At 47.5% G+C, this 13,224-nt stretch carries 13 protein-coding genes; 5 read left to right on the top strand and 8 right to left on the bottom strand.

Annotated features, from left to right (window positions below; all coding sequences use genetic code 11):
• Nucleotides 1-16 precede the first annotated feature (16 nt).
• The 8 genes from dnm_RS09320 to dnm_RS09355 form a co-directional block, all read right to left on the bottom strand.
• Nucleotides 17-2,260: a heavy metal translocating P-type ATPase gene (locus dnm_RS09320; RefSeq protein WP_207682384.1), complete on the bottom strand. Its 2,244-nt coding sequence runs from the start codon at nucleotides 2,258-2,260 to the stop codon at nucleotides 17-19.
• Between the two features lie 241 nt (nucleotides 2,261-2,501).
• The gene (locus dnm_RS09325) at nucleotides 2,502-3,107 is read right to left on the bottom strand and encodes a class I SAM-dependent methyltransferase (protein WP_207682385.1); all 606 of its coding nucleotides are present in this window, start codon (nucleotides 3,105-3,107) and stop codon (nucleotides 2,502-2,504) included.
• Nucleotides 3,108-3,290: 183 nt separating this feature from the next.
• Nucleotides 3,291-4,316 (bottom strand): methyltransferase, encoded by a 1,026-nt coding sequence (locus tag dnm_RS09330; protein ID WP_207682386.1) that lies wholly within the window; start codon nucleotides 4,314-4,316, stop codon nucleotides 3,291-3,293.
• Between the two features lie 96 nt (nucleotides 4,317-4,412).
• The gene (locus dnm_RS09335; RefSeq protein ID WP_207682387.1) at nucleotides 4,413-6,446 is read right to left on the bottom strand and encodes a sirohydrochlorin chelatase; all 2,034 of its coding nucleotides are present in this window, start codon (nucleotides 6,444-6,446) and stop codon (nucleotides 4,413-4,415) included.
• A gap of 143 nt (nucleotides 6,447-6,589) precedes the next feature.
• On the bottom strand, nucleotides 6,590-6,937 hold the full coding sequence (locus dnm_RS09340; RefSeq protein WP_207682388.1) for a hypothetical protein: 348 nt from the start codon (nucleotides 6,935-6,937) through the stop codon (nucleotides 6,590-6,592).
• Nucleotides 6,934-7,110, bottom strand: a complete 177-nt coding sequence (locus tag dnm_RS09345; RefSeq protein WP_207682389.1) for a FeoB-associated Cys-rich membrane protein — start codon at nucleotides 7,108-7,110, stop codon at nucleotides 6,934-6,936. Before dnm_RS09345 ends, dnm_RS09340 begins: the two co-directional genes overlap by 4 nt.
• 40 nt (nucleotides 7,111-7,150) lie before the next feature.
• A complete protein-coding gene (gene feoB / locus dnm_RS09350; RefSeq protein WP_207682390.1) occupies nucleotides 7,151-9,361 on the bottom strand; it encodes a ferrous iron transport protein B in 2,211 nt (736 codons plus the stop codon).
• Nucleotides 9,362-9,363: 2 nt separating this feature from the next.
• Nucleotides 9,364-9,597 carry a FeoA family protein gene (locus tag dnm_RS09355; protein ID WP_207682391.1) on the bottom strand — a complete coding sequence of 78 codons (234 nt, stop codon included), beginning with the start codon at nucleotides 9,595-9,597 and terminating at the stop codon, nucleotides 9,364-9,366.
• Nucleotides 9,598-10,721: 1,124 nt separating this feature from the next.
• Between dnm_RS09355 and dnm_RS09360 the strand changes: the two genes are divergently transcribed.
• From dnm_RS09360 to dnm_RS09380, 5 genes are all read left to right on the top strand, one after another.
• Nucleotides 10,722-10,865: a hypothetical protein gene (locus tag dnm_RS09360; RefSeq protein ID WP_207682392.1), complete on the top strand. Its 144-nt coding sequence runs from the start codon at nucleotides 10,722-10,724 to the stop codon at nucleotides 10,863-10,865.
• 830 nt (nucleotides 10,866-11,695) lie between these two features.
• Nucleotides 11,696-11,935: a DUF4160 domain-containing protein gene (locus dnm_RS09365; protein ID WP_207682393.1), complete on the top strand. Its 240-nt coding sequence runs from the start codon at nucleotides 11,696-11,698 to the stop codon at nucleotides 11,933-11,935.
• 6 nt (nucleotides 11,936-11,941) lie between these two features.
• On the top strand, nucleotides 11,942-12,229 hold the full coding sequence (locus tag dnm_RS09370) for a DUF2442 domain-containing protein (protein WP_207682394.1): 288 nt from the start codon (nucleotides 11,942-11,944) through the stop codon (nucleotides 12,227-12,229).
• 483 nt (nucleotides 12,230-12,712) lie between these two features.
• A complete protein-coding gene (locus dnm_RS09375; RefSeq protein WP_207682395.1) occupies nucleotides 12,713-12,982 on the top strand; it encodes a type II toxin-antitoxin system HicB family antitoxin in 270 nt (89 codons plus the stop codon).
• Nucleotides 12,982-13,212 carry a type II toxin-antitoxin system HicA family toxin gene (locus tag dnm_RS09380; protein WP_207682396.1) on the top strand — a complete coding sequence of 77 codons (231 nt, stop codon included), beginning with the start codon at nucleotides 12,982-12,984 and terminating at the stop codon, nucleotides 13,210-13,212. The genes dnm_RS09375 and dnm_RS09380 overlap by 1 nt, the downstream gene beginning before the upstream one ends.
• Nucleotides 13,213-13,224 lie beyond the last annotated feature (12 nt).

Genomic DNA, 13,224 nt, shown 5'->3' on the forward strand with positions numbered 1-13,224 from the left:
TTTTCCTCTCAATGGCCTATGCAATTTTTTTCAGGGGAGTTAAATCAATAACCTCTGTATCTGCTGATTGTTTCTGAACAGGACAGGTCTCATCATTTGTCAGAAGCTGAGGTTCATAAAACAGCAACCGGCTTGAATTGGCGAGAATTCCCACGGTGTGGGTGATATGAATCAGCCCGGCCATTACCGGAGACAGGATACCCAGCGCGCCTAGAACCACGCCCACGATATTTGATCCGGTGGCGATCCAGAAATTCTGATGGACAACTTTCATGGTGGTGTGGCTTAACACCCGGACATAAATGATTCCTTTAAGATCGTCTTTTACCAGTGCGATATCCGCGGCTTCGATAGCGACCTCGGATCCGCCCGCGCCCATGGCCACGCCAATATCAGCCTCGGCCAGTGCCAGAGCATCGTTAATTCCGTCACCGACCATAAGGACTTTGTTTTTGTTTCCTTGGAGTTCGTTCACGATATCCGATTTATCTTCGGGCATCACCGAGTAATAACATTCGGCCATGTCCAGCTGGCGGGTCAGATCAAGGGCACTGCATCTCTCATCCCCTGTAATCATAACGACTTTTTCAATTCCGTCATCTCGGAGATGTTTCACCACCTTTTGAATATCGGGCCGGTTCTGGTTGGCAAATCCCATGACTCCCATAAGCGTTCTGTTTCTGCCTATAAATATGGTGGTGAGTCCCTGCATATTGAATTTCCGAAGGACCCGCGCGGCCGCGTCCGTATTCACGGAACTGTCGCTCATGAGTTTGCTGCTTCCGATCAATATCTCATCTCCCCATATTTCGGCCCGGACACCTTTGCCAAGTGTATAATCGCACACATCGTGGGGGATAGCCTTTATGCCTCGCTTCTCCGCTTCAATCTTGATGGCCAGCGCGACCGGATGGGAATTGTGCTTTTCCGCGGAATACGCCATCTGCAACAGCGCGTTATCTTCCATGTCTGAAAAATTCGCCAGTTTCACAAGTTCGGGTTCGTTGGTGGTCAGGGTTCCGGTTTTGTCAAAACAGACAATGTCCGCCCTGCCGGCCTCTTCGAGATAGCGACCGCCTTTGATCAGAATATGCCGTTTGGCCGCAGCGCTCAGGGCCGCGCTCACGGCTGTGGACGCGGACAGGATCGTGGCGCAGGGACAGGCCATTACCAGCATGACGGTAAATGCCCGCCACAAGCTCTGGGTGATCACCAGGGTCGTGAAGGTCGCGACAAAACCGACTTTGATCAGTTTTGCTGCCAACTCCTCGGCAACGCCTTCGATGGGGGCCTTGTTCTCCAGAGAATCCTCGACCATTTGTAAAATACGGGACAGATAGGTTTTGTCTCCGACTTTCCGGGCATGAACGTAAATCACCCCCTGGCGGACAAATGTACCGGCAAAGACGTCGTCTCCGCTTTTGCGGAGAATAAATTCCGAGCGACCATTAATGGGAGATTCATCTAATAATGCTTCTCCGTCAGTGACGATGCCGTCCACGGATATTTTTTCCCCGGTATGGACCACCACAATGTCCCCCGGTCTGACCTCATCCGCGGGAATCTCGACTTCGACGCCTTTCACGAGAATATAGGTGCTTTTCTCTGTAATCTGAAGAATATCCCGGATGGCCCGCCGGGAACGCTCGGTAATCCAGGCTTGGAGAAGTTCCGCGCCGCTGGTGATCCACAGGATTTCCAAAGCAGCGGTTGCCTCTCCCACAGCCACGGCCGCCACGATGCTTCCCCCGAGAAAACTTTCCAGGGTGAAACGTCTTTCTCTGAGGCTCTCAAGACCTTTCCGCATAAGCGGCAAAGCGGCAATGGTCGTAATGATTCCTAAGGGGCTGAATAAACTCTGGGCAAGCGGACGTTTCAGAATCACCTCTCTCACAAATACGACGCCTGTTAACACAGTCATGCCCACGAAACGCAGGAGTGCGGATTTCACAGATACTCCGCTGGTTTCAACCGGTCCGTCGGTGTTTTTTCGCGGGGCAATGCGATTTCCCCTTTGGTCCAAAGCTGTTCTGACTGTCTCCGTGATCACAGCCTTTGTAATCACATCGTGATGATAACGGATGATGAGGCTCGAAGCTGCGGGATTGCTTCTCACCCATGAAATCCCTTTCGTTTCTCTCAGACGCTCGGATAATTGTCTGACTGCGGTTTTTCTAAAGCAAACTGGACGGAGTTTGAAGCGTATCCGCCCCGGAATGGAATGTCTGATTTCAACGGCCTCTTGTTTTTTTATGATCATTTTCTTTGTCCAAGTTTTAAGTGTTAGGTGTTAGGTGTTAGGTGTTAAAAAAAACGACCTGTTATTTTTCCTTTTTCCTCATACCCGACCGCATTGATTATGACGGGTCGGACTGCCTAAAACTTCGGAGGTCTGTCACCCGTCAGATTTATTGTGATCATGTACTATAGGGATTTTGTATAAGAAGAGGACTAAATCCTCTTCTTCTATGAAATTCTTGTAGCGAAGAGCAGATATTTTTTTATAGTCCGGCCATGTAATCCCACCAGAAGGGACCTTTGGAATATTCTCCGCTTCTGATCTCGGACTTGCCGACGACCGTCATGGCTTCTTCCAATGTGAAGGCTGTCTTCAGCTTTCTGACAAAAAGCCCCAGCCAGATTCGTCTCAGATCAGTAATCATAATTTTCCCCCCGGGGGTTGCCAGTCGCTCGATCTCATTGAACATTGCCACGGGGTCATCAACAATATGCGCCATAAAGGTATTGACCACCACGTCAAAGGCATCTGTCTCAAAATCAAGCTCTTTCACATCACCTTTCACCAGAGTGATCTGATCCGCACAACCCGCCTGCTCAGTGAGCGACTGAGCCAGGTTCAGGAGCGGCTCTCCGAGGTCGGTTCCGATGATTTCCGCATCCGGAAATGTCTTTGCAAGCTGGATCGCCACTGCACCGAAACCGCATCCGGCATCCAGTATTTTGCCGCTTTTGAATCCTGAATCTTTCAGAATTCGGGCAAACCGCTTTCCAACTCGCTCAATATTCTTTGCATTACGTTTATAATAACTTTCTGCCCACTCCTGATCACTGAAGACCCGCGGGTGAAACAAATCCGCTTGTTCCATCTTTTCCTCCATACCCTAATGCAGTGATTTGCTAAAGATACTTTTATGTCCGCCATCATCGGCCAATCTCGGGCCATGGCGGAATATCAGTCTGACCTGATACAATATGGAGGACATATAAAAGAAGGTCAACAAAAAATGTATGGAAATAAGCTGAAAATACGATTTCGGATCAGCTTTTTGTCACCCTTTCCGGGCGATATCCATATCCATATCCCCCACAGGCGTTTTCAGCGTGCGGGAACGGACAGACCTGAACCCTGCGCGAATCATGGCATCTGCGATCTCGCCCTGCTCAAAACCGAAGTCCGTTCCGGTTTTCATTCCCGATCCGATATGACCCAGCATTGTATCGGGTCTGGTTCGCTCATGCGTCATGCCATCGGCAAAACTGATGAAAACACCGCCCGGGCGGATCGCGTCGTAAATTTTTTTGATCATCGCATCAATGTCATGTCTGACAAAATTAAGTGTCGCGCTTGCCCAGATCAGGTCATAATTCTGTCCGATGGAATCTTTCATGTAATCCCCGGCCATGGTCTCCATCCGATCTTCCAGCTCGTATTCTCTGATATATTTCTCAGCAACTTTGACCACCGCGGGCTGATCAAAAATAATGCCTTTCATCGAGGGATGCTCGCTTACAATAGCGATCCCGAAAATACCGGGACCGCCTCCCAAATCCAGCATTTTTTTGAAGGAAGGAAACTCCGGGAGCTGCCTGATGATTTTTGTTATGATCTGGCTTACGCCGCCCACAGCCCATCCCACGCCTGCCTCGGCCGCGACTGCCCAGAAGGATTCATCTGCCATATCTGCTGCTTCGGGAGAAATCGGAGACGGTCCCTGCCGGATCAGATCGTTAAGATTATCAAGAAAATCAATACTGCCTCGCTGGGTTGCTAAAAACAGAGGCTCCAGATATGCCAGCGCACATTCTCTCAAAAAAATCTGCGTCGCGGGGAGATTTCGGTAAAGACCGTTTTTTTTCTCCACCAAGTCAATCATCGCCAGGCTGTCCAGAAAACGCCTGGTGTTCTCCGCATGGGATCCGATTGCCTGAGCCACCCTGTCAGCAGATATGAATTCAGATAATTCATTAAAAATTTTCAGCTCAAGACCGGTCATCATCAGCTTGGTGCGAATTGGTGCGAGAAGTATCTGATAGAGCTTGCTAAAATCTTCATTTACTTCCGGTAGTCGCTTCATTTTTTATTTTCCTTATGTGAACGCATTTTTCTATTTTGCCGCGGGTAAAATTTTCTTTTGCCGGGCAGGCTTGCAAATCCCGTCCGGCAAATTTTGTTAATCAACTGGCGGAATGACTTCTTTCACCCTGTTCTCAATCAGCGTGGCTATGGCAGGATCAGGAAGCAAGGCTTTGTCCGCATAGCTATATTCCAGACCTTCCAATGCCTGAGGAATCTTTGTCTGAATAAAATATCCCCTGCTCAGCATAACAGGAACGACCAGGACATTTCCTTCTTCCTGAGCTGCTGATACCACATCCGCGACAGCAGGTTCGCCCATTGCCACAAAACCGTAGCGGGCATCTTTCAGTCCGAGTTTGTTTTTAACCTGTGAGGCCAGGGATGAGAAATTCTGATTCCATTTCTCCAGACATTCGGGAGAATCTCCGCCATGTCCGACCAGCACGGCAATCTCCTGTTCAGGCTGCTGAATGATATCCCCGAGGTGTCCGGCCAAAATGTCAGCCACGGCAGAATTGTCATCCAACGCAGGGGTGAGAATAATTTCCGTGTCCGTGTCTATGGGAATCAGTTCTTCTTCCTCATGTTCATCTTCATGTCCCGAATCTGCATCTTCCTCGGGCAAAGCATCTCTCAGACCGAGGACATATCTGATTTCTTCAATATGGTTGGAATAACTGCAAATAAAAAGAGGAACAGCAATGATTTTATTCACATTCTGCTGTTCAAGCGATTTCGCGGCTGTCCCGATATCCTGATCATGAAACTCCAGAAATCCCAGCGCTGTGGGATAAGGCAGTTCCACATCATCAACTGCTTCAGCTACAGCCTGATTCCATTCGGTTTCGTCAGACCCGTGTGCGATGACCATCACGCCAATGTTTTCGGAACTGTCAAGAGACGGCAGCATCATTGCAAATTCATCTGCCTCACCCAGCATATCATCTGCGATTGCCAAAGCTGGTGATCCGTCTGCAAAGGCCGTGGGCCACCACATGGGATCCGCATAATTGATCAGATTTTCAAAACTGCTGCTGCCATATCGAAGATGCCAGTGAGACAAATCGCCGTCATGAGAGTGGACTTTCGTGGCAATGAGATGTGCATATTCGGCGGCTCCTTCCGACACGGATTCAAATCTGTGCCACTCCACCTGATGTTCTCCCCACGGAACCGTGACTTTGCCCACAGGTTTGTATTCGCATGATACGTTGTGTGTGGCTCCGGATATGGCATCGGTTTTATAATAGGTGACGGTTTCCTTGTTTATCTCCATTGAGCCAAATTCTGACCGATACATCGAAGCCATGAAATCCTTTACGTCATCAGGTGTGTAACCTGTCGCAAGGTCGGCCACCGCGTCATACGCGGGTTCCATGGCAGGATCGTTTAAATACGAAGCGCCGCTGACCCATTTTCCCTTCCATCCGGCAAATACCGCCAGACTTTCCTCCAATTCCTCCGCAGACAGGGCAATCTCCTCAACTCTGAAGGCATGTTCGAGCGGTATTGGTTTCAGGTAATTGTCCATAGCGTCTGTTTTCACGGGCCTGAACGCGGAAATATCCGCATCGCCGCCTGTTTTGGCGGCTGTCCGTAACGTGAAAAAGTCCGGAGGAAAAAGTTTTGCCTGTGCAGATACCTTCCATGCGGTGTCTCCGTCCCGGGGGACAAAGTAGAAAACAGCATCCTCAGCAGTGAGATAATTATGTTCCGTGGCGTTCAGTTTTATCTTTACATCATAGTCTGCCCATCCCAAATTATCAACGAACAGCTCCTCTGCCCCGTCTGTGTTCCATTTGGTGACAATTCGGATATCTGCTTTGGAAATCCCCTCAGGATATAGGGCCGTAAAGCCTTCTGTTGCCATAAGTGCCTGAGCCGACCGAAACGCCAGCCTTTGGCAGAAACACTGCTTTGTACCGCCTTCGGGAAGCAGCTCTGTAAAATTTGTCTGACCTTCCCCATAAGTATAAGTGTTGACGACGCCATCAGCATCCACGATGGAAAGAGTGTTTGTATTTATCGTGAGAAGCCCTTTGTCATCATCATCCGAATCCCCATTACAGGCCACAAAAGCAATAAGACACAGAAGCAGTATTGCTGTAAAGCTTATTTTTTTAAACATTCTGTCTGATCCTTTCAACTGTGTTGAATTGTCTCGAAAAAAACCAGGTTTTTCCAGAAAACCTGGTTTCTCTGTTCTGATATTATTTTTTGCTTGAACTAAATATTTTAGGCTAACCAAACTTAAAAAACAAAAAAAACACGTTATTTTATAAAAAATCCTGTGATGTACGGAGCCGCTTTGACACCCAGGATAACAAAAACTGCGATCACCAGCGTTTCTATGCTGGCCCGGGTACTCACAGACTTCATAAAAAGGGCAGAGAGAAGATCGGTCATCACGCAAAAAGCAAGCGCTCCCCATACACCGAGTTTTCCAAACACCATCACCATCACCAAGATCATGGGAATCGCTATGACAGAGCCGTATAAGGCAGTATATATCAAAGGGAGTTGCGCATTTTTTGCAATAATATGAACCATACCTGCCATTCTCGGACAGATAATGAAGAATGACAATCCCATGGCCGCAACAAACATTTCTCTTGTCATTTGTATCTCCCTTGTCCTGAGAACTGATCGCATGATTCGCCAGCATCGCATGAGGAACAGCCAAAGGCGCAATTTTCACATTTTCCCGAACCCTCGGACAGCTTCCGAATATATCTCACCACATATGCGACAGCCCAGGCCACAATAAGAAAAACCAGTATTTTTTCCAACATTTTTTGCCTCCGATATCTGAATAGCGTGAGAAATGATGTCTCAGATCAGCGAGCCGATTTGAAAGACCAGTACGGACAGTCCGAACGCCAGTGCAGTATTAAAAATCATTGAGAACGCGCCCCATTTCCATGATCCGGCTTCTTTGGCAATACACACCACAGCGACAAAACAGGGTGCGTAAAAAACCGTAAAAATCATAAGGCTTATTGCCACCAAAGGATTCCAGTTTGGCGAAGCTGCGAGCCTTTGGGCCAGGGATGTGTATTCCTCCGGATCAACTTCTCCCAGAGAATAAGCAGTCCCCAGGGTGGACACCACCACTTCTTTGGCGGCAAATCCGCCCACCAGGGCAATATTGGTGCGCCAGTCAAATCCTGCCAGTTTTGTCACGCTTTCCAAAGCTGTTCCGATGCGGCCCGCGGCAGAGTATCTTAATGCGGTTTCTGATTCCTGTGCGTCAATTTCTGAGAGCTGCTGAGTCAATGCCAGAGCATCCAGTGAGAGCTGAGTATCCTGGTCCGCGAATTCAAGTTCCTGAACCACAGAACCCGAAACCGCCGCTTTGACTGCTTCCCGCTTTCCTTCAAACTTCTCCGTTTCTGACTCAGGCAGCCCGGGAAAGGTCATCATGGCCCACAACAGCACAGATATTCCCAGTATGATGGTTCCTGCTTTTTTAATGTACTGCCAGGTCAGCTCCCATGTATGAATCATCAGCCCCTTGAAGGTGGGCAGACGATATGGCGGAAGTTCCATGACAAAGGGCGTGGCTTCGCCTTTTATAATCGTGAGTCTCAGGATTTTTGCCACAATGAGCGCACCGCCCCAGGCAATGAGCGTCAGAATAAACATCATCATGGCTTCATTTTCACTGAAGAATGCGGCGATCAGCAGCGCGAACACCGGCAGTTTCGCACCGCAGTTCATAAACGGAGCCGTCAGCAATGTCGCGAGCCGTTCGCGAGGCGATCTCAGGGTCCGCGTAGCCATGACACCGGGAACTGCGCATCCTCCGGCAATACCGCCGGACACGATATAAGCCATGACCGAGCTGCCGTGAAGCCCGAACATTTTAAATACTCTGTCCAGCATGAATGCGACCCTGGCCAGATAGCCCGAGTCCTCCAGCAGGGCAATACCGAAAAACATGAACATAATCAGCGGTGCAAACCCCATCACACCGCCCACGCCGTCTATGATTCCCGAAACAATGAGGGACTGGAGAAGACCGTCCGGCAGATTCGCGGAGACTGTGTCTGCCAGCCATCCGAAAAAGTTCTCTGTCCAGCCCACCGGGGTTTCGCTGTAAGTAAATGTAAAATGATAAAGCCCCATCAGAATCAGCAGCATGATAATGGGTCCCATAAACCGGTTGGTAAGTACCCTGTCTATTTTATCAGAGACATAAAGTCTGTTTTTATCATATTTCTGGTGAAACACGTCGTCCTGCCTGAGCAGAGAGCTGATATAGCCGTAACGATAATCTGCGATCATGGCTTCAGGATAGGTATCCAGAGTGCGTTGCAGATGATGGGATATCTTTTCCACCTTTTTCTCAAGCCTGGCAGCCAGGGAAGGATTGGCTTCCTGTCCTTTTTTTAAAATCTGTTCGTCATTTTCCAGATACTTTATTGCAATCCAGCGGGACGGATAACACTCCGTCATAAAACGATTTTTCTCAATATCATCCTGCATCTGACGAATGACTCCGTCCAAATCTTGTCCGTAGGATATCTCCAGCGGTTCCTGTTTCTGCTTTGTCTTTGCAACCTCAGCAGCGCTGTCCATGAGTTCCTGCCTGCCCTGGCCGGTTCTGGCGATAACGGGAAGAACCGGAACGGCCAGCAGGTCAGAGAGTTTTTTCGTATCAATCTCTATTCCCCGATTTTTTGCCACATCCATCATATTCAGTGCGACACAGGAGGGGACCCCCAGTTCAAGCAGTTGGACTGTCAGATAAAGATTTCGCTCCAGATTGGACGCGTCCACGATATCAATGGTCACTTCCGGTTTTTCACTGACCAGGAAATCTCTGGCAACCACCTCCTCCTCAGAGTAGGCTGTGAGCGAATAGGTTCCGGGAAGGTCAACAATGTGCATTTTATACCCATTATAGGCATAAATGCCTTCCTTTTTATCCACAGTAACTCCCGGATAATTTCCCACATGCTGGCGAGATCCGGTCAGTCCGTTGAACAGCGTAGTTTTCCCGGAATTCGGGTTTCCCCCTAATGCGACAGTTGCTTCCATGCTTATGACACCTCCACTTCGATATGGTTTGCTTCGTTGTTTCTCAGCGTGAGTGTGAATCCTCTGACCCTCAGTGCCACAGGATCATACAGGGGCGCCCGTCCCTGAACCATAATTTCCGTTCCGGGAACAAGGCCCATGTCCCGGATACGTCTGCCCAGCTCGCCCCCCACTTTTACAGCAGATATGGTTCCCGACTGATTATCCTGCATATGTCGCATAGTTAACCGATTCATTTGTAAACCTCCTTGTTAATGATTTGTTCTCAATCTCAAAAAGACGGCTGATCATAGAGCTAAAGAGCATAGGTGTCAACAAAAAAAGTTCGTCTTGCCAAAAAAATGTTTGTCGTACAAAATTTTTTTTATGATTTCAAACTTTTTCTTGTCCCCATGATTCGGATGGGAATCCAGTGGGGACAGTTCGTATCCCGGTGTGCAAAGAAATGGCATGATTTGTCTCGTTTGTCTCGTTCCCATGGTTTGCGTGGGAATGCAGTACGGACACTTTGCGTCCTGGTGTGCAGGGAAGCCATAAGTACCTGTGCAAAAGTTTTTTATATATCTTTTTTTCTGCGAACAGCGGAGAAACCCGGCTTTTTCCTTCAGGGTCCCATAGGGAACACAGACTGAAAACAGCCCGGCAATCATCGTGAGGGCGAATGAATGCTGTCCGCGGGCAAGTATCCGAACCCTGATGAAAGGATTTGCCTGATTTCGGTTCGGTCCGCGTCACCGCTTCCGTAATGATTCAGAGGTTCGGAGCGGGACAGAAATCCTGGGAATCCTTTCATTGACAAAGTTTCCATTTGTGGGATAATTGAAAACAGCCTGGCGATTCATTGCCGGATTGAAATAAAAACGCTTTAAATTTTAACGGAGGCTTCTGTGTCAGACTTCAGATCATCGGATGCTGATCATGTTCTGTTCGGTCTGGGGCTGTGTGCCTGCCTGCTTTTCCTGCGGATTTTGCCGGGACAAGAAACTGCTGTTATCAGCGACCGAATTGTGACACTATAAATCAGGGAGGTTTTTATGCAACTGAATATTAAGTATCTGATCAGAAGTTCTTGTGTATTTTTTATAAATAAATCAGGGAGTGCGAAAATGAAGGCCCTGGCCGGAATTTTCGCATACTGCCGAAAGCGAAAATTCCGGCCAGGGCCTTCATTTCCGCACTCCTCCGGTCCGCATTCTTCCGGGCGGAAGTTCTTATAAATAAATATGGAAAAACTTATGGTCAGGTACTTACTATCGAGGTTTGGAAAAAAAAGAAATGGTTTATTGCCAAATGTCCCGAGCTGGATTTTATTTCCCAGGGAAAGACACGGGATGAGGCAGGGAAGAATCTTTTGGAGGTCATGGAAATACAATTCGAGGAAATGGCGGAGCTGGGGACTTTGGAAGATTGTCTGGCCGAATGCGGATATGAAAAAAGGACGGACATATTTGTTCCTCTGTATAAAAAAATCGTTTCGGAACAATACTCATTGCGGATTGCATGATGCCGAAAATTTCACCCACGGATTGGAAGACACAGACTTGGGCGTGAGCTGAATTCATTGATCTGATTAAATAATTTTTCCTGATTATAACGGATTTAGGGGAGGCTTCCCGGCGGCACTGTCATTCCGATTTCAACCCGGAACCCGCCGTTTATGCGGCAAAGGATTCAATGGTTCGGACAGTTTTTGCAGACAAATTTCACTGAGACAGAACTTATCCTTATGATATCATTTTTATTTTACAGGCCTGCCGTATTTATTCGCATGTCAGCTTCCGGGCTGACATGAAATAAAATGCGGCTCCGATCTGAAAAATTTCCTGCAAATTTTGTCATTTTTTTCAAAAGGAAAAACTTACAAAATTTGTAAGTTTTTGTATAACTGTCTTAAATTAACAGCAATAAAAACTTACAAAAAATGTAACTTTTCCGATTCCGGAAACAGGGCGGTTTTTACGGAATCCGCCGTTAAAAACTGTCCGAACCATTGCACGGGCACAGGCTTTTTAAAATTTTCCCCGGAATGACATGCGGGGAAAACGGCATCTTCCGGCATAATAATTTCAGGATGTTGTGCCCTCCCCTAAATCCGTTATAATCAGAATTTTTCTAAATCAGGAAACTGGCTTCTCGTCTTGCTGACAGTTTTTTAAGCCGATATACGCCGTCGCTAACGGCAGGTATGAAATGCGGTTCAGCAGGCCGGGCTGAGGAACGAAGCCCGATGCCGACGACCTGCTCTCATACCGACCTGACTATGAAAGTATCGGGTTTCCTTCCTCAGTCTGAACTGTATAACTTTTTTAAATAATATAAGGAGAATATATGATAATGCCGGTAATTAGCCGATCAATGTATTGGAATGATCATCTGCCGCCGCATTTTCACGCAAAATATGGCGAATATGAAATAACAGTGGGCATTACAAGCGGAGTGATCGAGGGAAAATTTCCAAAGCGGGCTTTGAAACTTGTGCCTGAATGGTATGATATGCATAAGGACGAACTGATGGAAAACTGGGAACTCTGCCGACAGCAGGAACCTGTAAAACCCATACAGCCCCTGGAGTAAAATATTATGATACTGCACGTTAAAAAGGCAAAATATTTCAGTGATTATAAGATAGAACTGTTTTTTAATGACGGACGCGGAGGTGTCGCGGACCTGAGCAATATTTTGCACGGAGTTTTCGAACCTCTCAGAGACAAGTCCCTGTTTTCACAGTTTAGGGTGGATGAGGAACTGGATACCGTCACATGGGCCAACGGTGCGGATATCGCACCTGAATATCTTTATTTTTTGGCTTTTAAAGATGAGCCTGATCTTCAGGAGCAGTTTAAAAAATGGGGATATGTCAAGGGCTGACCCGTCGCTCCGGCGGCTGCGGGTGAAGATTTTTAATTCCGTCATCTCAGGATCACAGGGAATCTGATCTGCTTCGACATGTGCCGCTGGTAAAGGCAGGTGTGAGAGTCGGAGAAGGGTCGGATTTTGTTCCTCAGCCTATTCTTGTGACTGGTAATTCACATTGTTTTTGTCCCGTCAGGGACGATATGAAAATAGCCCGGCAATTCATTGCCGGGTGAAGAAAACGCCAAGTTGTCAAGTCCCGTAGGGACGGCTGATAATAGGCCGGTAATTTATTACCGGCTAATCTATTACTGGTGAGAGATTGTTTTCCGACATGAAACATATTGCAAAAATGACGGAAATGACATATCAGTCTGGCTGTTCCCTTTTTAATTCGGTTAAAAACATCTGTCCACTTCTTTTCGTGCGGATTTTGCCGGGACAGAAACTGCCGTTGTCAGCGGCTGAATTGTGACACCATAAACCAGGGAGGTTTTTATGCAACTGAACATTACCATTGAGGTTTGGAAAAAAAAGAAATGGTTTGTCGCCAAATGTCCCGAACTGGATTTTATTTCCCAGGGAAAGACCCGGGATGAGGCAAGGAACAATCTTTTGGAGGTCATGGAAATACAATTCGAGGAAATGGCGGATATGGGGACTTTGGAAGACTATCTGGCCGAATGCGGATATGAAAGAAGGACGGACATGTTTGTCCCTCTGTATAAAAAAATCGTTTCGGAACAATACTCACTACGGATTGCATGATGCCAAAAATTTCACCCACAGACTGGAAGACGCAGATCCGGATATTTCAATTGCACGGATGTCAGTATAAGCGTAAGAAAGGATCGCATCACATACTCACCTGCCCGAATGCCATGCGGGCGGTTGTCATTCCGGAGTATGATGAGATTGATGCCGAGATCATCAGAAGCAATATGCGTACTGCGGGAATGAGCCGTGAAAGGTACTTTGAACTTCTTAGCCAGATTTAAGAGGATAAGTTG

Origin of the sequence: Desulfonema magnum, from assembly GCF_017377395.1 — a bacterium.
Classification (GTDB): Bacteria; Desulfobacterota; Desulfobacteria; order Desulfobacterales; family 4be13; genus Desulfonema_C; species Desulfonema_C magnum.

Excerpts from the sequence above, each read along its gene's own strand:
- dnm_RS09370 (WP_207682394.1), top strand. The coding sequence starts at position 11,942 with ATGATACTGCACGTTAAAAAGGCAAAATATTTCAGTGATTATAAGATA.
- dnm_RS09380 (WP_207682396.1), top strand. The coding sequence starts at position 12,982 with ATGCCAAAAATTTCACCCACAGACTGGAAGACGCAGATCCGGATATTT.
- dnm_RS09335 (WP_207682387.1), bottom strand. The coding sequence starts at position 6,446 with ATGTTTAAAAAAATAAGCTTTACAGCAATACTGCTTCTGTGTCTTATT.
- dnm_RS09365 (WP_207682393.1), top strand. The coding sequence starts at position 11,696 with ATGCCGGTAATTAGCCGATCAATGTATTGGAATGATCATCTGCCGCCG.
- dnm_RS09360 (WP_207682392.1), top strand. The coding sequence starts at position 10,722 with ATGGAAATACAATTCGAGGAAATGGCGGAGCTGGGGACTTTGGAAGAT.
- dnm_RS09325 (WP_207682385.1), bottom strand. The coding sequence starts at position 3,107 with ATGGAACAAGCGGATTTGTTTCACCCGCGGGTCTTCAGTGATCAGGAG.
- dnm_RS09340 (WP_207682388.1), bottom strand. The coding sequence starts at position 6,937 with ATGACAAGAGAAATGTTTGTTGCGGCCATGGGATTGTCATTCTTCATT.
- dnm_RS09345 (WP_207682389.1), bottom strand. The coding sequence starts at position 7,110 with ATGTTGGAAAAAATACTGGTTTTTCTTATTGTGGCCTGGGCTGTCGCA.
- dnm_RS09320 (WP_207682384.1), bottom strand. The coding sequence starts at position 2,260 with ATGATCATAAAAAAACAAGAGGCCGTTGAAATCAGACATTCCATTCCG.
- feoB (WP_207682390.1), bottom strand. The coding sequence starts at position 9,361 with ATGGAAGCAACTGTCGCATTAGGGGGAAACCCGAATTCCGGGAAAACT.
- dnm_RS09355 (WP_207682391.1), bottom strand. The coding sequence starts at position 9,597 with ATGAATCGGTTAACTATGCGACATATGCAGGATAATCAGTCGGGAACC.
- dnm_RS09375 (WP_207682395.1), top strand. The coding sequence starts at position 12,713 with ATGCAACTGAACATTACCATTGAGGTTTGGAAAAAAAAGAAATGGTTT.
- dnm_RS09330 (WP_207682386.1), bottom strand. The coding sequence starts at position 4,316 with ATGAAGCGACTACCGGAAGTAAATGAAGATTTTAGCAAGCTCTATCAG.